The organism is Pseudomonas sp. Irchel 3A18 (genome assembly GCF_900187465.1).
Lineage (GTDB): Bacteria > Pseudomonadota > Gammaproteobacteria > Pseudomonadales > Pseudomonadaceae > Aquipseudomonas > Aquipseudomonas cichorii.
In genome coordinates this window covers 122,265-147,961 of the sequence record NZ_FYDI01000010.1, presented here as the reverse complement: position 1 = coordinate 147,961, position 25,697 = coordinate 122,265, and the positions used below count along the sequence as shown (strand labels likewise).

Genomic DNA, 25,697 nt, shown 5'->3' with positions numbered 1-25,697 from the left:
AGACGATATGAGTTTCTTTGACGCCTTCTCCCATCTGGACTGGGCCCAGGTCATGCAACTGACCTGGCAGCACATCACCCTGGTCGGAGTCGCCGTGAGCCTGGCGATTCTGGTGGGTGTTCCCCTGGGTATTCTGATGACCCGTTTTCCGGCGCTGGCGGGGCCGCTGCAAGCCAGTGCCACGGTATTGCTGACCGTGCCGTCCATTGCCCTGTTCGGGCTGTTACTGCCGTTCTACTCCAAGTTCGGCCAGGGCCTTGGCCCGCTGCCGGCGATTACAGCTGTGTTTCTCTATTCACTGCTGCCGATCATGCGCAACACCTACCTGGCCCTGACCGGTGTCGACGCCGGTATCCGCGAAGCCGCCAAAGGTATCGGCATGACCTTCGGCCAGCGCCTGCGCATGGTCGAACTGCCGATTGCCGTGCCTGTGATCCTCGCCGGTGTGCGCACCGCCGTGGTGATGAATATCGGTGTCATGACCATCGCCGCGACCATCGGTGCCGGTGGCCTGGGCGTACTCATTCTCGCGTCAATCAGCCGCAGCGATATGTCGATGCTGATCGTCGGCGCCGTGCTGGTCAGCATCCTGGCCATCTTCGCCGACCTGCTCCTGCAATGGCTGCAACGCACCCTGACTCCAAAAGGATTGCTCAAATGATCGAACTTCAGAATCTGACCAAAACCTTCACCTCCAACGGCAAAGACGTCAAAGCCGTGGACTCGGTAAGCCTGACCGTCAATGAAGGTGAGATCTGTGTCTTTCTCGGGCCTTCGGGGTGCGGCAAGAGCACCACGCTGAAAATGATCAACCGCCTGATCGTGCCGACCTCCGGCAAGGTGCTGATCAACGGCGAAGACACCACCGGGCTGGACGAAGTGACCCTGCGTCGCAACATCGGTTACGTGATCCAGCAGATCGGCCTGTTTCCGAACATGACCATCGAAGAAAACATCGTGGTCGTGCCCAAGTTGCTAGGCTGGGACAAGCAGCGCTGCCACGACCGTGCCCGCGAACTGATGAGCATGATCAAGCTTGAACCCAAGCAGTATCTGCATCGCTATCCCCGTGAGCTGTCCGGTGGTCAGCAACAGCGCATCGGCGTGATTCGTGCTCTGGCGGCCGAAGCGCCGTTGCTGCTGATGGACGAGCCGTTTGGCGCTGTCGACCCGATCAACCGCGAGATGATCCAGAACGAGTTCTTCGAGATGCAGCGTGCGTTGAACAAGACGGTGATCATGGTCAGCCACGACATCGACGAAGCCCTCAAGCTGGGCGACAAGATTGCGATCTTCCGGGCGGGCAAGCTGTTGCAGATCGACCATCCAGACACTTTGCTGGCGCACCCGGCGGACGAGTTCGTCAGCAACTTCGTCGGTCAGGACAGCACCCTCAAGCGCCTGCTGCTGGTCAAGGCCGAAGACGCCGCCGACAACGCCCCTTCGGTGAGCCCGGAAACGCCGGTGGCCGATGCGCTGGAAGCGATGGACGAAAACGACCGTCGTTATATCGTCGTCACCGACGGCGAGAACAAGGCTCTGGGTTATGTACGTCGTCGCGACCTGCATCGCCAGCAAGGCACTTGTGCCCAGTTCCTGCGTGAGTTCAACGCCACGGCCGCCTACGACGAACACTTGCGCATCCTGCTGTCGCGCATGTACGAGTTCAACCGCGCCTGGCTGCCGGTGCTGGATGCAGAGCGGGTATTCCTCGGTGAGGTGACCCAGGAATCCATCGCCGAGTATCTGAGCTCGGGCCGTTCGCGAGGCGGCAAGACCAGCATCGTTTCGCCGGCTGAGGCAGCAGCGGCCGACGCGCAGGCGTAACGCCACTCCATAGGCCCTGCGTTGCAACGACGCGGGGTCTTTGCACCGCCCCGCTAATCGTGACGGCCTGCGGTTTTTTTGCCTGCCCGTATCGCCGGTAATACCTTCTGACGGCTCAACTCAAGGGGTCATTCATCTGGTACTGGCTGATTTTCATCATGATCTGAACAGGGCGGGTTGCCATCGGGAGCAGTTGTTCATTCTCTCTGGCGCATGAAATATAAGCCCACCATTGATCGCCGAAGCTCTGCTTGTCATAGACCCCGAGCGGGTTACCGTTGGGAGCCAGAATCTGAACCGGTCCGACTTCGGCCTTTTGAATGTCGCTGGCCGATAGCGGGCGACCGGCAATCAGGACTTTCCAGCCTGGATTGCTGGCAAGTGACTTGCCTGGGCGCACATGAAGCGTGACGAAGCGTACATCGCCCAAGGGACCGAACAGCACTCGCTTGTCCTCGGTTATCAGGCTTCCCATCCTCGACGGGTTCTCAAAGAACATATCGTGGCGCACCTTGATTTCGTAGCTTTCGGAGCCGTTATCCCAGCGTCGGCACAAAAACCAGAAGTTCAGTTCTTCACGAGGTTTGGTGGTGGCAGTCAGATAGTCGTATTCATCACTACCAATGTAGGTTTCGGTTTGCGAAATGCTCACCCCTGCTGGAATCGTATACGTTTCCTTGATCAGTCTTGAGAAGTCGAAGTCGGCCAGGTAACCAGACTGGATCGATTTCAGCGATGCAACGAATGAGCGCTCTTTGATGTAGGTGGCCATGTTCGTCTCCTGCGCAGGTTCAGACCTGATTGTGTCGAACCGCAGGCACAGAAAGTACTGTGACAAATGTCAGTACTTAGTGTCGTTTTGCATCAGTGGATGACGGGTTATGTGCCGTCGGGAGTGCCGTGTGACGCGGGGGAAATCCGTGTCGGCATTTCGTTGTCCAGGCGTTTTCGGTGTCTGTATCGACACACTCTTCACAGGGGCACCTCGTCGATAAATCGATTTGTGCAGGAACATGAGGCTGTCATGTTGGTCGGTTACATAGAGGTGGAAAGGCGACGTGGTAGCTGCTTCCGGCAGAAACGTCTGCAAACGCGACATTTTTTGTTGATCTCAAGCCTCTCAGGTCCTAAAGTTCGCGCCGAACGTCCATGCTGGAAACGATCCATCCGGCTCAAGTACTGACGACGAGACAGCAAGGCCAAGGGGCATGATCCCCATGGCCTTTTTGCTTTCGGCGACATGCCTTGGGAAGTAGGCGAACCAAAGTGGGGATACGGAGGGCGTTCATTTACACCCATTTATATTCATCTGTTTGCCAAGTGGAGTTCCCAAGCATGCCGATCAAAGTCGAAGACTATTTCTCTGATGCTTCTTTCAAGAAAATCAAGTCGTTCGCTGACAAGCAAGAAACCCCGTTTGTCGTCATCGATACCCAGGTGATCAGCCAGGCCTACGATGACCTGCGCGCTGGTTTTGAGTTCGCCCAGGTGTACTACGCGGTGAAGGCCAACCCGGCGGTCGAGATCATTGACCTGCTCAAGGAAAAGGGTTCGAGCTTCGACATCGCGTCCATCTACGAGCTGGACAAGGTGCTGAGCCGTGGCGTAGGCGCTGATCGCATCAGTTATGGCAACACCATCAAGAAGTCCAAGGACATTCGTTACTTCTACGACAAGGGCGTGCGTCTGTACGCGACCGACTCGGAAGCTGACCTGCGTAACATCGCCAAGGCCGCACCGGGCTCGAAAGTCTACGTGCGTATCCTGACCGAAGGCTCGACCACTGCCGACTGGCCTCTGTCGCGCAAGTTCGGTTGCCAGACCGACATGGCCATGGACCTGCTGATCCTGGCTCGTGACCTGGGTCTGGTGCCTTACGGTATTTCCTTCCACGTGGGTTCGCAGCAGCGCGACATCAGCGTCTGGGACGCAGCCATCGCCAAGGTGAAGGTGATCTTCGAGCGCCTGAAAGAAGAAGACGGCATCGAGCTCAAGCTGATCAACATGGGTGGCGGCTTCCCGGCCAACTACATCACCCGTACCAACAGCCTGGAAACCTACGCTGAGGAAATCATCCGCTTCCTGAAGGAAGACTTCGGTGATGACCTGCCGGAAATCATTCTGGAGCCGGGCCGTTCCCTGATCGCCAACGCCGGTATCCTGGTCAGCGAAGTCGTGCTGGTTGCGCGCAAGTCGCGTACCGCCGTCGAGCGTTGGGTGTACACGGATGTGGGCAAGTTCTCCGGCCTGATCGAAACCATGGACGAAGCCATCAAGTTCCCGATCTGGACCGAGAAGAAAGGCGAGATGGAAGAAGTGGTTATCGCGGGCCCTACCTGCGACAGCGCCGACATCATGTACGAAAACTACAAGTACGGCCTGCCGCTGAACCTGGCCATCGGTGATCGCCTGTACTGGCTGTCCACCGGTGCCTACACCACCAGCTACAGCGCTGTTGAATTCAATGGCTTCCCGCCGCTGAAGTCGTATTACGTCTAAGCGTTCAGCCTGCTGCACAAGAGCCCGCAAGCGATTGCGGGCTTTTTATTGGGGCGCCAGACCGGTAACCGCTCAGGTAGGGTTGCCAGTCAGGCTGTTGAACCATTGCGTGAAACGCCTGATTTCTTTCAGGGTGACAAGCATCAGATTTGCCTCCACATAGGGGCGCGAAGGGACATCGGTTTTGCTCATCCGCAGGGTGTGGGCGAAAGCGATCCCGAGTAAGTCGCACATCCGTGCCATGTAGGTATCCATATTGACTGCCGCGCAGTAGGCTTCTGCATATTGTCTATGGACGAGGCGTACATAGTTTTGTGCTCCGTTGAGCCGAGCCTCGGCGGAAAGCGCGGGACCCCTTTGATTGAAAGGGATTGAAGCGGTGAGTTTTTGCAGCGCAATACTCTGCTCTTTGTTTTTTACGATCAGGTTGTATTCGTTGGCGTGCCGATAGATGTTGCTGTTCATGAAGTCGATGATGCGAGGAAGAAAGGCATAGACGCCTTCGGTGAGCGACTGCAGCGTTTTAATATGATCATCGAGTTCATCCAGGAACATGCTCAGGCGTTTTCTGCTTTGCTCAATGAATTGCTGAGTGACATCCTGGCTGTTTCTGATCTTCTCGATGAATTGAATGGGCTTTTCCAGGAACGCCTCAAGTTCTCTGTGTAATGCAGTGATCGCTGGCAGGATTTTCGACCAGAGGGAGGCGTGCTGGTTTGCCTTGGTCAATAACTCTGCAATTTCCGGTATCCGGTAGGTGGCGTACTCTCGGACCGGCACCAGATCAAGGCCTACCTTGAATGAGCGCGTGGACTCCGGGAGTGCGCGCAAGACCTGCATGTAGTTGTCGAGCCCTGTCAGGTCACTTTGATAAATCAGATTCCCTGCCATTATTGAGTTCCTGATGAGTCGTGTAGTGGGGCAAGGGAAATGAGCAGGCCATTTCCCTTGTGTTCGGCGTGCGAATTAATCAGCGGATGGGTTGCAGGTAGCTGCTCAGTTGCAGCCCGGAACTGATGAAGCGCCTGGCAAACGCTTTTTCATCCAGCGCGGCTGCCTGATTGATGGTGAGGAAGCTGTCTATCGTTTGAGCAATTTTCTGGTATTGCTCTACGTAAAGGGTGCGCTGATCGTCCATTGCGTGAAAGCATTCGATCAACTCGATACGTTGAGTCAGCGCCAGCTTTTCCTTTTCTCTCTGTGTCACTTGCTCAAACAGCTTGTCGATTCGCTCGCGCATGCCGTCACGACGCTTGACCATGGCGATGAAGTTGATCCCCTCGGCACCAGATTCCAGAGTTGCTTTCATCTGCTCGATTGCCAGGGTGATCACCGCGATTTGTGGTGGCTGTACACCCAGAGCAATGACTTTTTCTGCCGTGAGAAGGGTGTCCTTGGCAATGCTGGCAAACCCTTTGCTTTCAATGGCATCAATGGCCTCGGTCAATACCCTGCGCTCTTCCTGGATTGCGGCCAGTCTGGTTTTTGCATCGTCGATCCCGGTGTTCGTCTTGATAACGTCTTGCTCGAGACTTGTCTGAAACTCTTGGGTCTGCTGACGATTGGCGGCTTCTTTCATCCCGTTCAAAGCACTGGCTAGCCTGGCTGACTCCGCGCTTGCAATGGCTGTGGCGTTTTTCAGGGTATATGCACGTTCAGCCTGAATATCATTGATATCATCCTGATTCTTGGTTTCGCCGAGTTCTTGATCGTACTTTCTCAATTGAGCGATTCGGGACTCGATATCGATCTTCATCCGCATGCAAGCCTCGCCCAGATGTTGATGCTCAGTGATAATTACATAATTGATACGCTTGAAGCGTTCATATGTATTGGGCAGGTAAGATGTCTTGGAATACAGGACGTCGGCATTGACCAGTTTGCTGCTTAGTGCGCTCTGGCTGCTGGCCATGATCAGCAGGTCTGGCGTCTTGATATTCAGCGGTGCCTCAAGGGCAGTAATGGTAGTGTTCATATTTATTTTCCATAAATTCGTTTGAATTCATCGTCAGCCTCTTTGAATACGTTAAGTAACGCATCGGAGTCTTGTTCGATGGTCTTCCATGGTTGTACGACTTTTCTGAAGCGATTCATGAAGACTCTGAGCGACAAGGCATCATTGATCTCGGTGGATGACTGTGCTGACTCCTCAATGAAAATGAATAACTTGTTCCAGACGGTGATCAGGTTCTTGGTCGCAATGTCCGCATCAATAACGACGGTGACAAGGTTTTGCAGGTCAAACTTGACCCTGCTCAATGACCCGATAATCTTGTTTTTTTGTTGTAGCTCATTGATCTCTTTGTCTTGTTGTGTGATCAGTTCGTTTCTGGCTTTACGAACACCTTCGGCTTCAACACCGAAATAGATACCCAGCGCAAGTCCGACAATATTCAGTTTGCCAACCGCCCCCAAGGATTTTTCAACGGCGGCCTTATACTCCTTGTTCTTTTCATCGATATCCTTGGCTCTGCGCTCAATACTCTCGTTCAGTTTTGTGACATCCGCGGGCAGTGAGCTGTTATCAATGGCAGTGACCTTGCGCTGAATCTCGGGTGTGACGTAAAGCGCAAGATCCTGGCCGAATTTTTCCAGTTCCTCCTTGATGTCTTGCGCATCTGCCTGGTTTTCCTTGACCTTGCGCAGTATTTCACCCAGGTAGAAACCGATATCCTTTGCTGCTTCTTTATCGCTCTCGCTCAGCTCTATTCCCGGAAATTTGTCACCCAGCTCGCGGGTCAGCCGCTTGACGTCTTCCAGTGTTTTTATGTCGAACTTTTCAACGATGACTCCACCTTTTATATCGTTGTAGATGTCTTCCATGCTCTTGCCATAGATCACCATCTGGCCAGCAAATAGTTTCAGCTTGCTCCCTACCGTCAATAACTGGCTGCGTAGCGGACTCCAGCGTCTGGCATGCGTATGCACAATTTTGTAGCTTTTCAGAAAGTCTTCAGGTTCCAGCCCGGCACCGGCTCCGCTGCTGTAGCCCAAGTAGGCAATGACGCCTTCAAGTTCTATGGGAAGTGCCAGGCCGGCCAGTTCATATTGTTTGAGATTGACGATCTGTTGCTTGGTCAATATCAAGCCGGGTGAGCGTTGAACCTCGGTGTCATTACCGGAAGAAACATCAAAAAACAGTTCGGGTGCCTTTGCTGCTTCGTCGGTGACAGGGTCTGCAGTCGTGGTGTCGTCGGTGATTAATCTTTCAAGTAGTGCGCTCATTGGATATGTCCTTATTTTCCAAGGGGGCCGTTATTGGATCCCTGTTTTATGTGTTTCAGTTATTGCTTGAGATGAAGGTTAGGGGGCTTCGAGCTTGAGTGTCAAAGGCGAAAGACAGTCGTGTCTTGTAGGATAAATGTTTGAGGTTGGTAAGTTGTAAAGTTAATGTAATGTGAATAAGTGTAAATGCCCAGCGGGCGGGTTAGTTGGTGGTTCGTAAGGCGAAAAGTTGAAAAAAACATGAGAATGCTTCTTCATCCTGCGGCCTTTGATATGCCGCACAGGGACCTGCATCGAGGTTCATCCCCCTGCAAGCCCGCCGCACAGTGCTCCCGTTTGCAGGGAGCGCCCACGCCTTAACGATGAGAATAAATAACATTTAGCGCATACTACGCGCCGCAAAATGCCGGCGAGGTAGTGGGTGTGTTGAAGAAAGTCCTGTTTCAGGTTCATTGGTTCTTCGGAATCACGGCGGGTCTGGTTCTGGCCTTGATGGGCATTACCGGTGCGCTGTATTCGTTCGAGGATGAGATTCTCGACGCGCTCAATCCCGACGTGCTACTTGTGCAGGAGCGTGCCGCAACCTTGCCGCCGCCTGAACTGGTCCGCAAGCTTGAGGCCGCCACGGGGCTGACGGTGGCGATTCTTCGTGTTCAAACGGTGGGCAATCGCGTTGCCCAGGTCTATTTCACGCCCGAACCGGGCCAGCGACGCGGTCCCAAGCGCAATTTCGATCCTTACACCGGGGAAATTCGAGGCAGCGGTGTGGGCGAAGGCTTCTTCGATTTTGTCCTGAACCTGCATCGCTATCTTGCGGCAGGCGAGGTCGGCAAGCAGATCACGGCAGTCTGTACCCTGATTCTGGTGTTCTTCTGCCTGTCCGGGCTCTATCTGCGCTGGCCGCGCAAGGCACTGGACTGGCGCGTCTGGCTGACCCTGGACTGGGCGAAGAAGGGCCGCAGCTTCAACTGGGACCTGCACTCGATATTCGGGACCTGGTGCCTGCTGTTTTATCTGTTGTTCGCCGTGACCGGCCTGAACTGGTCCTATGACTGGTTCAGCAATGGCATGAACAAACTGATGGGCGATCCTCCTCCTGTCGAGCAGGGCAAAGGCGAGAAGCCTGTGCAGCCTCCGGGCCCGCTGGTTGTGGATTACGATGCCGTCTGGGCCAGCATTCAGGAAGCCGCCGGACCTGAACTGAGTTCCTATAACCTGAGACTGCCTGCGAGCGGCGGTCAGCCTGCTACCGTGTTCTACCTGCTCAAAAGTTCGCCGCATCCGCGTGCCTTCGGCACCCTCAATCTGGACCCTGCCACCGGCAAGATCAATTTTGTCGTGCGGTATGAGGACAAGAGCCTGAGCGCACAATTGCTGAGCAGTAATTACGCGCTGCATGTGGGCAGTTATTTCGGCATTGTCGGGCGTATCGTCATGACCGTTGCGTCATTGATGATGCCGCTGTTCTTCATCACCGGCTGGCTGCTGTATCTGGATCGGCGTCGCAAGAAGCGCGAGATCAAAGAGGCTCGTGGCGGTCTGGTAGCCAATAATGATGCGTCATCGTGGCTGATCGGTTTTGCCAGCCAGAGCGGCTTTGCCGAGCAACTGGCCTGGCAGACCGCCGGGCAGTTGCAGGCGGCGGGTTTGCCGGTGCGGGTACAGCGCCTGGGCGAATTGACCCAACAGGATCTGAGCCAGAGCAGCAATGCCTTGTTTGTGGTCAGTACCTTTGGCGATGGCGAAGCGCCGGACAGCGCTCGTGGCTTCGAGCGTAAAGTGCTGGGCAGCCCGTTATCGCTGCAAAACCTGAACTACGCCGTCCTGGCCTTGGGGGATCGGCAGTATCAGCATTTCTGCGGTTTCGCTCACCGTTTGCATGACTGGCTGGCCGAGCGCGGCGGCCGTACGTTGTTTGAGCCCGTTGAAGTCGACAGTGCCGACCCGACTGCCTTGCAGCACTGGCAACAACAACTTGGGCAACTGACGGGCAGCAAACCCTCCACGACCTGGCAGGCTCCGGTTTTCGAGAACTGGACGCTGGTCCGCCGCGAACTGCTGAACCCCGGCAGCAGTGGTTCAAAAGTCTTTCTGGTCGATCTGGCAGCGCCAGGTCCGGCGACCTGGCTGGCAGGTGATCTGATCGAGGTCTTGCCACGCAACAACACAGGCAGCATCGAGCATTTCCTGAGCGGGTTGGGCATTGCTCAGGATACGCCGGTCAGTGTGGACGGTTTGCAGGAAACCCTGGCTCAGGCCCTGGCTACCCGCCAATTGCCGCAGCACCGGGCGCATCTTGTCGGGCTGCATGCTCAGGCGTTGCTCAATGCACTGGTGCCGTTGTCCGCTCGCGAGTACTCCATCGCCTCGATTCCGGCAGATGGCGTACTGCAACTGATCGTGCGTCAGGAGCGGCATCCCGATGGCAGCCTGGGGCTGGGTTCTGGCTGGCTGACCGAGCATGTGGCACTGGAGGGGACCGTGAGCCTGCGCCTGCGCCGTAACAGCAGTTTTCACCTGCCAAGCGGGCCGGTCCCGCTGATCCTGCTGGGCAACGGTACCGGTCTAGCCGGTCTGCGCAGTCTGCTCAAGGCTCGTATCGCTCAGGGGCAATCGCGTAACTGGCTGTTGTTTGGCGAGCGCAATGAGGCCCATGATTTCTATTGTTCCGGTGAGCTGCAAGGCTGGCTGGCCAGTGGCGATCTGCAGCGGCTGGATCTGGCGTTTTCTCGCGATCAGGCGCAAAAGGTCTATGTACAGGATCGCTTGCGCGAAGCCGTCGATGAGTTGCGTTCATGGCTGGATCAGGGCGCGGCCATTTACATCTGCGGCAGCCTGCAAGGGATGGCGGCGGGTGTGGATCAGGTGTTGAAGGATGTGCTGGGCGAACAGGCGGTGACCGAACTGGTCGAGCAGGGGCGTTACAGAAGGGATGTCTATTGATTGAAATCGCGAATGAATTCGCACCTACCGTAGGAGCGAATTCATTCGCGAAGGATTACGCGGCCACAAACTGCTCCGCGTAATGACAGGCTACCTGACGGTTATCCACCGCCCGTAACTCGGGTACTTCCTTGGCGCAACGCTCGGTCGCGTAGGGGCAGCGCTTGTGGAAGGCGCAGCCGCTTGGCGGGTCGAGCGGGTTGGGGAGCTCGCCGACGATCTTGATCTTCGGCTTCAGCGGGTCCGGGTGAATGGTCGGGGTCGCCGAGAGCAGCGCCTGGGTGTAAGGGTGCAGAGGGCGATTGTAGATTTCTTCCTTCGGCCCCATTTCCGCAGGCCGTCCCAGATACATCACCAATACCGTGTCGGCCACGTGACGCACCACCGACAGGTTGTGGGAGATGAACACGTAGGCGGTATTGAATTCCTGCTGCAGGTCCATGAACAGGTTCAGCACCTGTGCCTGGATCGACACATCCAGTGCCGAAGTCGGTTCATCGGCCACCAGCACCTTGGGTTGCAGCATCATGGCGCGGGCCAGGGCGATACGCTGACGCTGACCACCGGAGAACATGTGGGGGTAGCGATGGTAATGCTCCGGACGCAGGCCCACCTGACTCATCATCGCCTGAACCTTTTCCCGGCGCTCGGCACGGCTGAGGTCCGTGTTGATCAGCAGCGGCTCGCCCAACTGGTCACCGACTTTCTGTCGGGGGTTGAGGGAGGCATAAGGGCTCTGGAACACCATCTGCACGTCTTTGCGCAATTGCTTGCGCTCGGCCTTGCTGGCCCCCGCGACTTCCTGCCCGGCGATTTTCAGGGAGCCCGACGATGGCTCTTCGATCAGCGTCAGGGCGCGGGCCAGGGTGGATTTGCCGCAGCCGGATTCACCGACCACAGCCAGTGTCTTGCCCGCTTCCAGTTCAAAGGATACGCCGTTGAGGGCACGCACCAGTGCATTGCCCTTGAACAGGCCGCGAGAGACTTCGTAATGACGGGTAAGGTCGCGGGCGGTAAGTACGACGCTCATCACGCCACCTCCTGATTCAACGGATAGAAGCAACGAGCCAGGCTATGGGCTTTAGGGTCCAGTGCCGGGCGCTGGATGCGGCAGTTTTCCTGGGCATAAGGGCAACGCGGCGACAGCAGGCAGCCAAACGGGCGGTCATAACGGCCTGGCACCATGCCGGGCAATGTCGCCAGACGCGCTGCACCCATGCTGTGTTCCGGGATCGCCGCCAGCAGTGCTTCGCTGTAAGGATGAGCCGGGACATCGAAAAGCCCCGGCACCTGACCGACTTCCACGGCTTGCCCGGCATACATCACGCAGACGCGCTGGGCAGTTTCGGCAACCACGGCCAGGTCGTGAGTGATCAGCACCAGTGCCATGTCCTGATCTTTTTGCAGGCTCAGCAGCAGGTCCATGATCTGTGCCTGGATGGTGACGTCCAGTGCAGTGGTCGGTTCGTCGGCAATCAACAGCTTGGGTTCACCGGCGATGGCCATGGCAATTGCCACACGCTGGCTCATGCCGCCGGACAGTTGATGCGGGTAGGCATCCAGGCGCGAAGCGGCACCGGGGATTTCCACCTTTTCGAGCAGTTCCAGCGCTCGCTGGCGGGCGGCTTTGCCGGACAGCTTCAAGTGCTGACGCAGGACTTCTTCGATCTGAAAGCCCACGGTGTAGCTGGGGTTCAGAGCGGTCATCGGGTCCTGGAATACCATCGCCAGGTCCTTGCCGATGATGCGGCGACGTTGACGGGCATTGAGCTTGAGCAGGTCATTACCGTCGAAATTCAATGCGTCGGCGGTGATGATGCCGGGAGCATCGATCAGCCCCATCAGCGCCATCATGGTCACGGACTTGCCGGACCCGGATTCGCCGACGATGGCCAGGACTTCGCCTTTCTCGACACTCAGGGACAGGCCATCCACAACGGGAACGGCCTTGGCGTCGCCGAAGCGGACGTTGAGATTCTGGATTTGCAGAAGTGACATACGAATCTCCTCAGGCGGCATTCTTGAGTTTCGGGTCCAGCGCATCGCGCAGGCCGTCGCCCATCAGGTTGATTGCCAGCACGCTGAGCAAAATGGTCAGACCGGGCAGGCTCACGACCCACCAGGCGCGTTCGATGTAATCGCGGGCCGAAGCGAGCATGGTGCCCCACTCTGGCGTCGGCGGTTGCACGCCAAGGCCCAGGAAGCCCAGTGCGGCGGCATCGAGGATGGCGGAGGAAAAGCTCAGGGTTGCCTGAACGATCAGTGGCGCCATGCAGTTGGGCAGCACGGTGACGAACATCAAGCGTGGCAGTGTGGCGCCCGCCAGACGGGCAGCGGTCACATAGTCGCGGTTCAGTTCGCCCATGACCGCAGCACGGGTCAGACGCACATAGGAAGGCAGCGACACGATGGCAATGGCGATCACGGTGTTGATCAGGCCAGGGCCGAGGATCGCGACGATGGCAACAGCCAGCAGCAGCGACGGCAGAGCCAGCATGATGTCCATCAGGCGCATGACCGTAGGGCCGAGGAAGCGCGGGAAGAAACCGGCCAGCAGGCCCAGCAGGATACCGGGGATCAGTGACATGACCACGGACGACAGGCCGATCAGAAGCGACAGCTGTGAGCCCTGGATCAGACGCGACAGCAGGTCACGACCCAGTTCGTCGGTGCCGAGAATGAACTGCCATTGACCGCCTTCCAGCCAGACCGGCGGGGTCAGCAGGAAGTCTCGGTATTGCTCGCTCGGATCGTGGGGCGCAACCCAGGGGGCGAACAGTGCGCAGAACACGATCAGGATCATGAACATCAGGCCGGCAACGGCACCTTTGTTCCGGGAAAAGGCGTGCCAGAATTCTTTGTAAGGCGATGGGTAGAGCAGGCTTTGATCGACTGCTACCTCAGGAGTAGGTGTGCTCATTGGTCAGGATCTCAGCGCTGGTGACGGATGCGTGGGTTGGCAAAGCCGTAGAGGATATCCACCACGAAGTTGACCAGGATCACCAGACAGGCGATCAACAGGATGCCGTTCTGCACGACCGGATAATCCCGTGCGCCGATGGCTTCGATCAGCCATTTGCCGATGCCGGGCCAGGAAAAGATGGTTTCAGTCAGTACGGCACCTGCCAGCAGCGCGCCGACTTGCAGGCCGAAAACGGTCAGGACCGGTATCAGCGCATTGCGCAGACCGTGGACGAACACCACGCGGGCGGGCGACAGGCCTTTGGCCCGTGCGGTACGCACGTAATCTTCGCGCAGCACTTCGAGCATCGAGGAACGAGTCATCCGGGCTATGACCGCCAGCGGGATGGTGCCCAGTACGATGGCCGGAAGAATCAGGTGATGCAGGGCATCGAGGAAGGCGCCTTCTTCATCGCTGAGCAGGGTGTCGATCAGCATGAAACCGGTTACCGGCTGAATGTCATACAGCAGGTCGATGCGTCCCGATACCGGGGTCCAGCCCAGGGATACCGAGAAGAACATGATGAGGATCAGGCCCCACCAGAAGATCGGCATCGAGTAGCCCGCCAGGGAAATCCCCATGACCCCGTGGTCGAACAGCGAGCCGCGCTTGAGTGCGGCAATCACCCCGGCCAGAAGGCCGACAATGCCGGCGAAGATCAAGGCTGCGATCGACAGTTCAAGGGTCGCGGGAAACAGCGATGTGAACTCGGTCCAGACGCTTTCGCGGGTACGCAGGGATTCGCCGAGGTCGCCCTGGGCGAGCTTGCCGACATAATCGATGTACTGCGCATAAAGCGGTTTGTTCAGACCAAGGCGTTCCATGGCCTGGGCGTGCATTTCCGGGTCGACCCGGCGCTCGCCCATCATGACTTCGACCGGGTCGCCCGGAATCAGGCGAATCAGAGCGAAGGTCAGCAGGGTGATGCCGAAGAAGGTAGGGATCAGTAACCCCACCCGGCGGGCAATAAAACTAAACATCTTGTGGTGTACCTCATCAGCCTTTCAGGCATGCCGCCCTTGATCTTGTGGACGCGGGCGGCTGTTTTTCTTACTTCACCTGTGCAGTGGTGAAGTTGTTATTGGTCAGCGGGCTGATATGAAAGCCTTCGACATTCTTGCGCATTGCTACGAACAGTTTTGGATAGGCCAGGCTTATCCATGGTTGCTCCTGGTTGAACACTTGCTGGGCCTTTTTGTAGAGCGCGGCACGTTCGGCAGGGGCGGTTTTTTCCCTGGCCTGGGTGATCGCGTCTTCAAACTCCTTGTTGCACCAGCGAGCATAGTTTTCGCCATTTTTTGCGGCTTCGCAGCCGAGGTTCGGCGTCAGAAAGTTATCCGGGTCGCCGTTGTCGCCTGCCCAGCCCGCAAAAACCATGTCATGTTCGCCATTTTTGGCGCGTTTAAGCATTTCACCCCATTCCATGACGCGAATGTCCAGCTTGATGCCTACCTTGGCCAGATCGCCCTGAAGCATCTGCGCCCCCACCAACGGATTGGGGTTGGTCACGGCACCACCATTGCGAGCGAACAGGGTAAACACCTGTCCTTCAGGAACACCGGCCTCTTTGAGCAAGGTACGGGCCCGGGCCGGATCGTACGGCGGGCTTTGGCTATCGTTGTCGTAGCCGATCATGGTCGGTGGGTATGGGCCGACGCCCTCGGTGGCCTTGCCTTCGCCAAACAGAGCCCTGATGTAGGACTTCTTGTCGAAAGCCAGGTTGATCGCTTGCCGCACACGCACATCGCCAAGGTACTTGTGGGATGTGTTGATGGCGACATAGCTGGTCATCATGGCTTCCATCTCGTCGATCTTGAGATTCGGGTCAGCCTTGATGCTCGCAATATCGTCAGGTTTTGGATAAAGCGCAACCTGACATTCGTTTGCCTTGAGTTTTTGCAGGCGAGTGTTGTTGTCCAGAGTGATCGCAAAGATCAGCGCTTCACTGGGGACTTTCAGCTTCCAGTAGTCCGGGTTGGCTTTATAGCGGACCTGGGCATCCTTGGCATAGCGCGTCAGGATGAACGGGCCGGTGCCAACCGGCTTGCTGTTGAGTTCGGCGGTCTTGTCACGCTTGAGCAACTGATCGGCGTATTCGGCCGAGTAGATCGAGGTGAAAGGCATCGCCAGATTGCGCAGGAAAGGCGACTCGGGTTTCGAGAGGGTGAACCTTACGGTGTAGTCGTCGACTTTTTCGACATTCTTGAGCAGGTCCTTGAAGCCCATGCTCTCGAAATAGGGGTAACCCACCAGTGAGCGCGCATGCCAGGGATGGTTGGTGTCCATCTGTCGCTTGAAGCTCCAGAGCACATCGTCGGCGTTCATGTCGCGGGTGGGCTTGAAGTAATCGGTGGTCTGGAACTTGACTCCCTTGCGCAGCTTGAAGGTATAGACCAGACCGTCTGGGCTGATCTCCCAGCTCTCGGCAAGACCTGGAACGGTATCTGTGGTGCCAGGCGTGAACGCGACCAGACGTTCAAGGATGGTTTCTGCCGAGGCGTCTGCCGTCACGGCGGTGGTGTATTGCACGATGTCGAAGCCTTCCGGGCTGGCTTCGGTACAGACCACCAGCGGTTTGGCGCAGACACTGGCGGCGAGGCCGAATGCCGCGACGGCAATCGAGGCGCGTAGTGTGAGCAGTTTCAATGGAAACCTCCTTGAGTAGTGCGAAGGCCGTGGCTGCGGCGTGTGTCATGCCCAGGCACGACGCACGCCGCAGTGGCATGGCTGTTTACAGGATCTTGAATGGGATCGTGGTTACGAGGCGGAATTCATTGATGTCGCCATCAATCTGGGCCCCAGTGGAGCGGTGTGTGGTGTAAGTGGCGCGTATGGTTGTGGCCTTGAGCGGGCCGGACTGCAAGGCGTAGCTGGTGCCGATGCCATATTCGTAATGACTTTCGCCGCGCAGATCGGTGACGTCAGAGTAGCCTGTGCCTCTGTAATGGGTTCCGTCGATGCCCCAGCCACGTGCCTGATAGGCATTGAATTTCAGGCCTGGTACGCCGTAGTCGGTCATGTTGATGACATAGCTGAGTTGCAGGGATTTCTCGTTCGGGCCGTTGAAGTCCGACAGCAGGGAGTTGGCCAGGAAGATGGCGTTGGTTTCCCGGGCATAGTCGAAGTATTCGTTGCCCATGACTTCCTGGTACGCGATGCCGAAGCTGTGGGCCTGGTGAGTCGCGGTGAACGACAGGCTGTAGGTATCGTTATCGATAGCGCCGAGCTTGCTCTGGCCCGAGTCCTTGGTCTTGTAGTAGTTCAGGTTGCTGCTCAGAGCCAGCGCCTTGCTGTCACCGATCTCGTGGGTAAAGCCGAAGTAGTACTGTTTCCAGAAGTCTTCCAGATCCGAGGCGTACAGGCTGGCGGTCACGTTGCTAAAAGGTTTGTAGTCGGCACCCACCATGCTCATGCGGTCTGAGGTGGCATTGATGTTGGTATAGGTGGAGCGGAACTTCGTCAGGCTTTGCTCGCTACGAGGTGAAATCCGGTCAAAGGTGGCAGCCTGAATGGACAGGTTGTTCAACTCGTCGCTCTGCAGGGCAAAACCCTGGAAGCTGGAAGGCAAGGCCCGGTTGCCGAGATAGGCAACGACCGGTGTGTTGATCGACTGGCGACCGGCGGTCAGGGTGGTGTTGGAGATGCGTGCCTTGACGTTGCCCAGGCCCAGTTTGCTCCATTGACCGACTGCGTCGCCGTCGTTTTCGGCCTGTGTGCGGTTGCCACCACCAGCAATGTGCTTGCGATCCCTGTCCAGAGCAATGGCGTTGTACACCGCCACTTCGGTACTGAAGCCGACAGTGCCTTGGGTGAAGCCCGAGCTGTAGTTGACGATGGTGCCTTGCACCCAGTTGATTCGGCGCGGAGTCGGGGTCGTCACACCGTTCTTCCGGTAGCTGAAGCGGTCGTCCCCACGTAGTAGCTCATTGGAGTACCAGTTACGGGTGGTGCCCGTCAGGTGCTGGTCTTCAAAGAAGCCTTTTGCCTCGTCTTGTGCGCTGGAGGTGCTCAGTTGCGTCGGGATGAATGTATGGCTGCTTTCTTCTGCCTGGGCTACCGCGCCGAAGGAGGTCAGAGAGAGGGCAAGCAATGCCGTGCTGGTTGTTTTCAAGGGGTACCGCTCCTTTGTTATCACTTTTTTAAAGCGCCAGTTTTTTCTGTCTGGCTTGGTGGTGCCGGGTTTGGAACCGGCTTTTTTTATGTGTCCGGCCACCCGCTTGCATCACTCGACGTATGAGCGTGAGTGATGCAAGCGGAGGAATTGAGGATCAGTCTTTGACGCTGACGCCCGAGAAACTGTTGCGTCCGAAGGGGCTTACGTAGAAACCTTCGACTTCAGTGCGCAATGGCTGGTTGACCGTGGAGTGGGCAACCGGCGTGATGGGCACCTGCTCTTTGAGATAACGCTGCGCCTGTTTGTACAGGTCCGTGCGTTTTTCCCGGTCGGTGGTGGAGATGGCCGACTTGATCAGGGCGTCGTATTTCTCGTCGCACCACATCGAGTAGTTGTTGCCGCCAATGGCTGCACAGCTGTAGAGGGTACCGAGCCAGTTGTCCGGGTCACCGTTGTCACCGGTCCAGCCGATCAGCGAGATATCGTGCTCGCCGTTCTTGGTGCGTTTGAGGTATTCGCCCCATTCGTAACTGACGATCTTGACCTTGATCCCGACCTTGGCCCAGTCGGACTGGAGCATTTCGGCCATCAGCTTGGCGTTGGGGTTGTAGGGTCGCTGGACCGGCATGGCCCACAGCGTCAGCTCAGTGCCTTCCTTGACGCCTGCCGCCCGCAACAGCTCCTTGGCTTTTTCCGGGTTGAAAGGCGTGTCCTTGATGCTGTCGTCGTAGGACCACTGGGTGGGTGGCATGGCGTTGACCGCCAGTTGCCCGGAGCCCTGATAAACGGCGTTGATGATGGCCTGCTTGTTGACCGCCATGTCCAGCGCCTGGCGTACCTGCAAATTGCCCAGCGGCTCATGACGCACGTTGTAGGAGATGTAACCCAGGTTGAAGCCGGGACGTTGCAGTACCTGCAACTGCTTGTCGGCTTTCAAGGCTTCGAGATCGGCGGGCCTTGGGTTGAGCGTGACCTGGCATTCGTTCTTGCGCAGCTTCTGCATGCGTACCGAGGCGTCGGTATTGATGGCGAAAATCAGCTGATCGACTTTGACGCGGCTCGGGTCCCAGTATTCCTTGTTGGCCTTGTAGCGGATCTGCGAATCCTTCTGATAGCGCTGGAACACAAACGGGCCAGTACCGATAGGCTGTTGGTTGATATCCCGTGGGTCGCCCTTGGCCATTAGTTGCTCGGCGTATTCGGCAGAAAGAATCGCGGCGAAGCTCATCGCGATGTTCTGGATGAAAGCGGCGTCGACGGTATTGAGGGTAAATACGACGGTCAGTGGGCCGCTCTTTTCAATGGACTTGATCTTCTTGTTCAGGCCCATGCCGTTGAAATAAGGGAACTCTGTGGGATAAGCGACACGAAACGGGTGGTCGGGCTTGAGCATGCGGTTGAACGTGAAAACCACGTCGTCTGCATTGAAGTCGCGGCTGGGCTTGAAGTCTTTGTTGCTGTGGAATTTGACGCCTTCGCGCAGATGGAAGGTGTAGACCAGGCCATCGGGCGATACATCCCAACGGGTGGCCAGTGCCGGCAAGACGCTTGTGTCGCCGGGCTTGAATTCAGTCAGGCGGTTGTAGATGGGCTCGGCGGCATCGTTGTCCGTTGCGGCAGTGTACTGAGCCGTATCGAAGCCGGCAGGGCTGGCTTCCGAGCAGAACACCAGGCTGCTGGCGGCCTGGGTTGCAGTCGCCGCATTGAGTAGTCCAAGGCCAACTAATGATGTTATTGCGATTGTTTTACGCATAAGGATTCCTGTCCTTCCACGGGCGAGTGATAGCGCTCATATGTAACGACGCGTCCGAAAACAATATCTGAAGTAAGTAAAACTGCCACGACGGTATGTCGGCCAGCGCTTGCGGTAAATAGGTTCGCAGGCTCTAGTTGTTGTGGGAAAAAAACTTTCACCAAGTAGGTAATTGCTTTTAGCTGCAATTACGCAACTTGGCGAGTTTATTTTTCAGGCCGACGTTCAGTTGCCTGCGCTGCAATAACAGCGCAGGCGTATTGCTATTACTTCACGCTGACACCGTAGAAGGAGTTCAGTCCGAACGGGCTGATCTTGAAGTCCTGAACGGTATTACTCATCGGCTGGTAGACGGTGGAGTGCGCGATAGGCGTCATCGGCACGGCATCCTTGAGCAGGTGTTGCGCCTGTTTGTACAGCTCGGTGCGTTTGGCCTGGTCAGGTGTGGCCTTGGCCTGCTTGATGATTGCGTCGTAAGGCTTGTCGCACCACTTGGAGAAGTTGTTGCCGTTGATGGCGTCGCATCCAAACAGGGTGCCCAGCCAGTTGTCCGGGTCACCGTTGTCACCGCTCCAGCCAATCAGCATGGCGCCGTTTTCGCCGCCCTTGGAGCGTTTGATGTATTCACCCCATTCGTAGCTGACGATTTTTGCGTTGATACCGATCTTCTTCCAGTCGGACTGAAGCATCTCGGCCATCAGCTTGGCGTTGGGGTTGTAAGGACGCTGTACCGGCATCGCCCACAGGGTGATTTCGGTGCCTTCCTTGATGCCGGCTTCCTTGAGCAGGGCCTTGGCTTTCTCGGGGTTGTACGGGGTGTCTTTGATGGTGGTGTCATAGGACCACTGGGTTGGCGGCATGGCGTTGACGGCCAGTTGGCCTGCACCCTGGTAGACCGAGTCGATGATCTGCTGCTTGTTGACCGCCATGTCTAGCGCCTGGCGAACCTTCAGTTGCGCCATCGGGTTCGGTGTGTCGCTGCCTTTGATCTTGTCCATCACGTTGTAGGCGATGTAACCCAGGTTGAAGCCTGCCTGATCGGGCATTTTCAGCTTTTTGTCCGCCTTGAGCGTTTCAAGGTCGGCCGGACGCGGGTAGGCGGTAATCTGGCACTCGTTCTTCTTGAGTTTCTGAATGCGTACCGAGGGATCGGTGGTGATGGCGAAGATCAGGTTGTCGATCTTGACGTCTTCGGGCTTCCAGTAATCCTTGTTACCGGTGAAGCGGATGTTCGAGTCTTTCTGGTAGCTCTTGAAGACGAACGGGCCGGTACCGACAGGTTTGCTGTTGATGTCCGCAGCCTTGCCTTCCTTGAGCAACTGGTCGGCGTATTCGGCAGACTGGATCGAGGCAAAGGACATGGCCAGGTTCTGGATGAACGCGGCATCGACGGTGTTGAGAACGAACTTCACGGTGTAGTCGTCGACTTTCTCGACCTTGGCGATGTTGCTGTCCATGCCCATGTCGGTGAAGTACGGGAATTCGGTCGGGGCCGCTTTGCGGAACGGCTGGTCCTTGTCGATCATGCGGTTGAACGTGAACAGCACGTCATCGGCATTGAAATCGCGACTTGGCTTGAAGTACGGCGTGGTGTGGAACTTGACGCCTTTGCGCAGGTGAAAGGTGTAAGTCAGCACGTCCGGAGACACATCCCAACTGGTCGCCAGACCCGGCTGGACAGCCGTGCCGCCGCGCTCGAACTGGGTCAGCCGGTTGAACATGGTTTCTGCCGAGGCGTCGAAATCGGTACCGGTCGTGTATTGGGCCGGGTCGAAGCCTGCCGGGCTGCCTTCTGAGCAGAACACAAGGTTGGATGCCGCCTGAGCGAAGGGTGCGCTGGCGAGCAGGCTTGCGCCGACGATGAACGGAATGACTGCGTGTTTGAGCATGGAGGCCTCAGTTATTGTCATTTGGAGGGAACGACCTCGTGAGCCGATCCATCCGATACTTATGCAGGGGTCGTACCCGAAGCAAGGTGCTGACGACAAAGGGGCGGTAAAAAGTGGAACGAGCGTACATGAATGTCGCGTAAGTGTAATTTCTGCGCAGTTGATCGTTTGCGCAAAGGATTTTTGCCGTTTATCGCACCATAAACGCGCAACCGGGCGTGTTGAATGCACCCGGTTGGTGTGTGGTTGTTACCTTGTATGAGCTTACTTGCTCAGGCTGACCCCATAGAAAGGCGTCAGGCCGAACGGGCTGATCTTGAAGTCCTGAACTTCCTGGCGCATGGGCTGGAAGACCCTGGAGTTGGCAATCGGCGTGATCGGCACCTGTGCCTTGAGCACTTGCTGCGCCTGTTTATACAGCTTGATCCGCTCATCGCGATCGGTGGTCACCTTGGCCTGTTGCACCAGCTTGTCGTAGGCCGGATCGCACCATTTGGCGAAGTTGCTGCCCTTGACCGCCGCACAGCTGTACAGCACGCCCAGCCAGTTGTCGGGGTCACCGTTGTCACCGGTCCAGCCGTAGATCATCACATCGTGTTCGCCTGCACGGGAGCGCTTCATGTACTCGCCCCATTCATAGGTGACGATGTTGGCCTTGATGCCGATCTTGTCCCAGTCGGACTGGATCATCTGCGCTGACATCCGCGCATTGGGGTTGGAGGCGCGCTGCACCGTCATGGCCCACAGGTTGATTTGGGTGCCCGGTGCGATGCCCGCTTCCTTGAGCAACTGCTTTGCCTTGGTCGGGTCGTAAGGTGCGTCCTTGATGGTTGGGTCGAAGCTCCACTGGCCTGGCGGCAGCGCGTTCTCGGCCAGTTGCCCGGCACTCTGGTAGACGGCCTTGATAATGGCTGGCTTGTCGATGGCCATGTCCAGCGCCTGACGAACCTTGAGCTGGTCCAACGGCGGATGAGTGACGTTATAAGCCAGGAAGCCCAGGTTGAAGCCCGGCTGGCTCAGGACCTTGATCTTCGGGTCCTTCTTGAATTCTTCGATGTCTTGCGGGCGAGGGTAGCCGCTGACCTGGCATTCACCCGCCTTGAGTTTTTGCAGACGCACGGCCGCATCGCTGTTGATCGAGAAGATCAGGTTATCGACCTTCACATCTTCAGGCTTCCAGTACTCCTTGTTGCCCACATAACGGATCTGCGAGTCTTTCTGATAGCGCTTGAACACGAAAGGGCCGGTGCCGACGGGTTTCTGGTTCAGGTCGGCGGCCTTGCCTTCCTTGAGCAGTTGCGCGGCATATTCGGCGGACTGGATCGAGGCGAAACTCATGGCCAGGTTCTGCACGAACGCGGCATCGACATTGTTCAGGTTGAACCTGACCGTGTGGGCGTCGACCTTTTCGATGTTCTTGATGGTGGTGTTCAGGCCCATGTCGGTGAAGTAGGGCGATTCGGAAGGGTATGCCTTGCGAAACGGCTGATCAGGGTCAAGCAGCCGGTTGAAGGTAAACAGCACGTCGTCGGCATCGAAAGCCCGGCTTGGCTTGAAGTAGTCGGTGGTGTGGAACTTCACACCTTCACGCAGATGAAAGGTGTAGGTCAGGCCATCGGCAGACACTTCCCAGCGAGTCGCCAGCCCTGGCTCCACTTCTGTTCCACCGCGCTTGAACTGGGTCAGGCGGTTGAAAACCGTTTCGGCCGAAGCATCGAAATCGGTACCGCTGGTGTATTGGCTCGGGTCGAAGCCAGCCGGGCTGGCTTCGGAGCAGTACACCAGAGTGCTGGCGGCTTGAGCCAAAGGGGCGCAGGCCAGCAGTGCGGTGGTCAACAGTAGCGGTTTTAAGATCGTATGTCCCATGAAACCCCTCGCAAAGTGCGGCAATAACCGTTCTGAATATCAACGTGCAGATAGACAGCGGATAGTGCCGCATTTGTCAGGAGTCGGACAACGCTCTTACTTGCCCGTGATTTTATTCCACAGGTCTGACAGCGAATGACTCTCGTAAAAGGTTTGCAGGAAACTGGAGCTTTCCTTGTTGAAGGTCAGCAGGGCTTTTTCTGTGCTGATTCGCAACTGCTCCTGGGTGCGGTCCAGATCGCTTTTGAGCGTTGCATGTTTCACCCGGCCAGGGTTCCTGTTTGCCCAGTCGCGAACCAGTTCGTCCTGCCAGTCGCTGTCCATCGGGTGTACGAAGAATTTCGCAGCCACTTGTGCAGGATGCTCTGCCGCGTCTTTGTTGGACCATTGACCCAATATCGTCTGGCCCACTTGCAGTACCGCTTTTTCCGCCAGGAGAGCAGCCAGAGAATGCAGCGGGTGCTCGGCATGGTCCTTGGCGAGCTGTGAGTGTGACGGGTCCGTAGAGCCGCTGGTGTTCGGGTCGTCACCCAGGATCGTCTGGAAGTCGTCGATGCTGTTGCCAAGCCAGGTAGCCAGGCCTTGCATGGCTGTTCCGATTGCATTGCTGACGATTCTTCCCGGTGCGCCAATAAAGGCATAGAACCGTTCGACCTGTTCCGAGAAAGGCAGGTTGGCCCATTGGTCGCGGGTGGTCAGGAATGTTTCATAACTCTGCAACAGTTGTTCGTTCGGGTGTTCGCTGAGCAGGATCTGAATGATCTGGTCGCGTTCGTAACGTTCTCCGGCCTTGATGGCTTCAAACGGTTTGTTCTCTGTCGAAAACAGTATCTTGCCGAGTGGTGCGGCAAGGCTGGCAATGATATCGCTGCCGCCAAACATGCCGGTCACCAGAGGCAGCCGATGTCGGCAGTCGGCTTCGGAGGTCCATGGCAGCACGTTCGTGTGGCCGAGCTTTATCAGGCTCAGCTCGACGAAGTTGGAGTGGGAGAAAAAGTCTTCGAGGATATGCAGGCCCGAACCGAGCGCCCGCAGACCATCGAAGGATTGCGGGCCGGCCTGCGTTGCCCTATCCAGCTCGCTGCTCATGGTTTCTACAGAACGCTGGATATAGCGTTTCATTGAGGTCTGGAAGTCGACCTGCAAGGCCGGGTCGTCGGGTTTTACCCAGTCCTCGAAGTCAGCGTCACGCTCTTTGGGGTTGGCCGGTTCCGGGTTGATGGCCCTGGGGTTGTCGATGTGTTCGCCGGGGCGGTAAACACCGAGCCTTTGCGGCGTCACGGTGAAGCTCGACCGGTCGAGTTGCATCAGGTCGGTGAACTCCTTTACGGCCAGTACATCCACGATTCTGGTCAGGGCCTCGCGGGACAGCAGGTCCGGGAAACGCTTGGGCATGGTGGTGGCGCGGACGATCTTCGGGTCGAGCAACTGCGAGTAATCGCGCAGCCAGTTGCCGAAGTAAATGGCCCGTATTTCATTTTTCTTGAAGCCAGCCGTTTCAAGGATTTCTTCTATCGAGCCGTGAGTGGCCCTGGTTTTTTCGCCCTGACCCGCTTCAAAACGGGCGGCCACGGGCAGAGGTTCGTAGACCTCACCGGTAGTGTTTTCAGTCTGCTGATAGTTGCCGTACGTGCTGGTGCCAGGATTCATCCTTGATTCCTTTATTGAAAGATTATTGAAGTTACAGGTGAGTTTACGAGTTGTACGGGGAGGGAGAATCAGGCGAGGCGTTGAGTGTTGTAGGGCAAGTAGACAGGGGGTGTCGGGGGGCACGAATGAATTCGCTCCTGCAGTGGGAGCGAATTCATTCGCGAAGACGGGTCAGGGAATCTGCACTTCGATCACACCATCGGCTGCGACACTGACCTGGCTGGTGCCGGCTTCGACATCAGGCGTCGGGGCGGCGTCGGCACGTTCGGCTTTCATCATCATGACCGGCGCGCGCAGGTAGGGCTGTGGGTAACCCGAGGTATTGAGGTTCAGGTTCACCAGCTTGTAGCCCGTGCCACCCAGAGCCTCGGTGACCAGTTGGGCGCGAGCCTTGAACGCGGTCACGGCATCCTTGAGCAGGGCATCTTCGCTGGCCTTGCGGGTTGGCGTGGAAATGGAGAAGTCCATGCCGCCCATTTTCAGGTCGGTCAGCAACTCCCCTGTCAGCTTGGACAGCGCGGCAAAGTCGGCACTTTCCAGGCGCAGTTCGGCGCGCTCACGCCAGCCAGTGATCGACTGACCTTTCTCGTCGTAGATGGGGTAACTGTTGCGGCTGCCCTGGCGGATCGTCACGTCCTTGACCTGACGCGCCTGGCCCAGCGCCTTGTTCAGGGTTTCGGTGATCTGTGCCGCGAGCTTTGCCGGGTCGCTGTTCTGGGCTTCGCTGTAGAGTGTGACAAGCATCAGGTCGCGCTGGACCTCTTGATTGACCTCGGCGCGCAATGAAATCTGGTTGTAACGAGGTTCCTCGGCAATGGCCTGGGCACAGGCCAGGATCGTGATTCCCAGCGTTATGACCAGGGCGACAGGGCGAAGATTGAACATGAGCAACTCCTTGTTATAAAAGCGTCATCCGACGATTGTCGGACTGATGCAACTTCATATGACTGTAGTCAGGAGTTCCGGTTC

19 protein-coding genes are annotated in these 25,697 nt (G+C 57.0%); 4 read left to right on the top strand and 15 right to left on the bottom strand.

Annotated features, from left to right (window positions below):
• Positions 1–7 precede the first annotated feature (7 nt).
• The gene (locus CKW23_RS19275; protein WP_025258411.1) at positions 8–661 is read left to right on the top strand and encodes an ABC transporter permease; all 654 of its coding nucleotides are present in this window, start codon (positions 8–10) and stop codon (positions 659–661) included.
• Positions 658–1,827 (top strand): betaine/proline/choline family ABC transporter ATP-binding protein, encoded by a 1,170-nt coding sequence (locus tag CKW23_RS19270; protein WP_025258412.1) that lies wholly within the window; start codon positions 658–660, stop codon positions 1,825–1,827. Before CKW23_RS19275 ends, CKW23_RS19270 begins: the two co-directional genes overlap by 4 nt.
• A 115-nt stretch (positions 1,828–1,942) precedes the next feature.
• Here the strand turns inward: CKW23_RS19270 and CKW23_RS19265 are convergent, their stop codons facing one another.
• On the bottom strand, positions 1,943–2,599 hold the full coding sequence (locus CKW23_RS19265; RefSeq protein WP_095068136.1) for a hypothetical protein: 657 nt from the start codon (positions 2,597–2,599) through the stop codon (positions 1,943–1,945).
• A gap of 563 nt (positions 2,600–3,162) precedes the next feature.
• On the opposite strand from CKW23_RS19265, the gene CKW23_RS19260 reads away from it, so the two are divergent.
• Positions 3,163–4,326, top strand: coding sequence for a type III PLP-dependent enzyme (locus tag CKW23_RS19260; protein WP_025258414.1), 1,164 nt, complete (start codon positions 3,163–3,165; stop codon positions 4,324–4,326).
• A gap of 72 nt (positions 4,327–4,398) precedes the next feature.
• On the opposite strand, the gene CKW23_RS19255 is transcribed toward CKW23_RS19260, so the two are convergent.
• The 3 genes from CKW23_RS19255 to CKW23_RS19245 form a co-directional block, all read right to left on the bottom strand.
• The gene (locus tag CKW23_RS19255) at positions 4,399–5,217 is read right to left on the bottom strand and encodes a hypothetical protein (protein WP_025258415.1); all 819 of its coding nucleotides are present in this window, start codon (positions 5,215–5,217) and stop codon (positions 4,399–4,401) included.
• Between the two features lie 79 nt (positions 5,218–5,296).
• On the bottom strand, positions 5,297–6,301 hold the full coding sequence (locus CKW23_RS19250; RefSeq protein ID WP_025258416.1) for an alpha-xenorhabdolysin family binary toxin subunit B: 1,005 nt from the start codon (positions 6,299–6,301) through the stop codon (positions 5,297–5,299).
• Positions 6,302–6,303: 2 nt separating this feature from the next.
• Positions 6,304–7,551, bottom strand: coding sequence for an alpha-xenorhabdolysin family binary toxin subunit A (locus CKW23_RS19245; RefSeq protein ID WP_025258417.1), 1,248 nt, complete (start codon positions 7,549–7,551; stop codon positions 6,304–6,306).
• A 426-nt stretch (positions 7,552–7,977) separates the two neighbouring features.
• On the opposite strand from CKW23_RS19245, the gene CKW23_RS19240 reads away from it, so the two are divergent.
• Complete coding sequence (locus CKW23_RS19240) at positions 7,978–10,494, top strand: sulfite reductase flavoprotein subunit alpha (RefSeq protein ID WP_025258418.1); 2,517 nt, start codon at positions 7,978–7,980, stop codon at positions 10,492–10,494.
• Between the two features lie 55 nt (positions 10,495–10,549).
• Here CKW23_RS19240 and CKW23_RS19235 read toward each other — a convergent pair whose 3' ends face one another.
• The 11 genes from CKW23_RS19235 to CKW23_RS19185 all read right to left on the bottom strand — a co-directional run bounded on the left by CKW23_RS19235 (position 10,550) and on the right by CKW23_RS19185 (position 25,613).
• A complete protein-coding gene (locus CKW23_RS19235) occupies positions 10,550–11,524 on the bottom strand; it encodes a peptide ABC transporter ATP-binding protein (RefSeq protein ID WP_025258419.1) in 975 nt (324 codons plus the stop codon).
• The gene (locus CKW23_RS19230) at positions 11,524–12,492 is read right to left on the bottom strand and encodes an ABC transporter ATP-binding protein (RefSeq protein WP_025258420.1); all 969 of its coding nucleotides are present in this window, start codon (positions 12,490–12,492) and stop codon (positions 11,524–11,526) included. The genes CKW23_RS19235 and CKW23_RS19230 overlap by 1 nt, the downstream gene beginning before the upstream one ends.
• A 10-nt stretch (positions 12,493–12,502) precedes the next feature.
• Complete coding sequence (locus CKW23_RS19225; RefSeq protein WP_025258421.1) at positions 12,503–13,414, bottom strand: ABC transporter permease subunit; 912 nt, start codon at positions 13,412–13,414, stop codon at positions 12,503–12,505.
• An 11-nt stretch (positions 13,415–13,425) separates the two neighbouring features.
• Entirely contained in the window at positions 13,426–14,436 is a 1,011-nt protein-coding gene (locus CKW23_RS19220; protein ID WP_025258422.1) for an ABC transporter permease subunit, read from the bottom strand.
• A 70-nt stretch (positions 14,437–14,506) separates the two neighbouring features.
• Positions 14,507–16,102: an ABC transporter substrate-binding protein gene (locus CKW23_RS19215; RefSeq protein ID WP_025258423.1), complete on the bottom strand. Its 1,596-nt coding sequence runs from the start codon at positions 16,100–16,102 to the stop codon at positions 14,507–14,509.
• 85 nt (positions 16,103–16,187) lie between these two features.
• Positions 16,188–17,567, bottom strand: a complete 1,380-nt coding sequence (locus CKW23_RS19210; RefSeq protein WP_095068135.1) for an OprD family porin — start codon at positions 17,565–17,567, stop codon at positions 16,188–16,190.
• A gap of 157 nt (positions 17,568–17,724) precedes the next feature.
• A complete protein-coding gene (locus CKW23_RS19205) occupies positions 17,725–19,323 on the bottom strand; it encodes an ABC transporter substrate-binding protein (RefSeq protein WP_025258425.1) in 1,599 nt (532 codons plus the stop codon).
• A 266-nt stretch (positions 19,324–19,589) separates the two neighbouring features.
• Positions 19,590–21,212: an ABC transporter substrate-binding protein gene (locus tag CKW23_RS19200; protein ID WP_025258426.1), complete on the bottom strand. Its 1,623-nt coding sequence runs from the start codon at positions 21,210–21,212 to the stop codon at positions 19,590–19,592.
• A 264-nt stretch (positions 21,213–21,476) separates the two neighbouring features.
• Positions 21,477–23,078, bottom strand: a complete 1,602-nt coding sequence (locus tag CKW23_RS19195; protein ID WP_025258427.1) for an ABC transporter substrate-binding protein — start codon at positions 23,076–23,078, stop codon at positions 21,477–21,479.
• Between the two features lie 96 nt (positions 23,079–23,174).
• Positions 23,175–24,728 carry an HET-C-related protein gene (locus CKW23_RS19190; protein ID WP_025258428.1) on the bottom strand — a complete coding sequence of 518 codons (1,554 nt, stop codon included), beginning with the start codon at positions 24,726–24,728 and terminating at the stop codon, positions 23,175–23,177.
• Between the two features lie 171 nt (positions 24,729–24,899).
• Complete coding sequence (locus CKW23_RS19185; protein WP_025258429.1) at positions 24,900–25,613, bottom strand: SIMPL domain-containing protein; 714 nt, start codon at positions 25,611–25,613, stop codon at positions 24,900–24,902.
• Between the last annotated feature and the right edge of the window lie 84 nt (positions 25,614–25,697).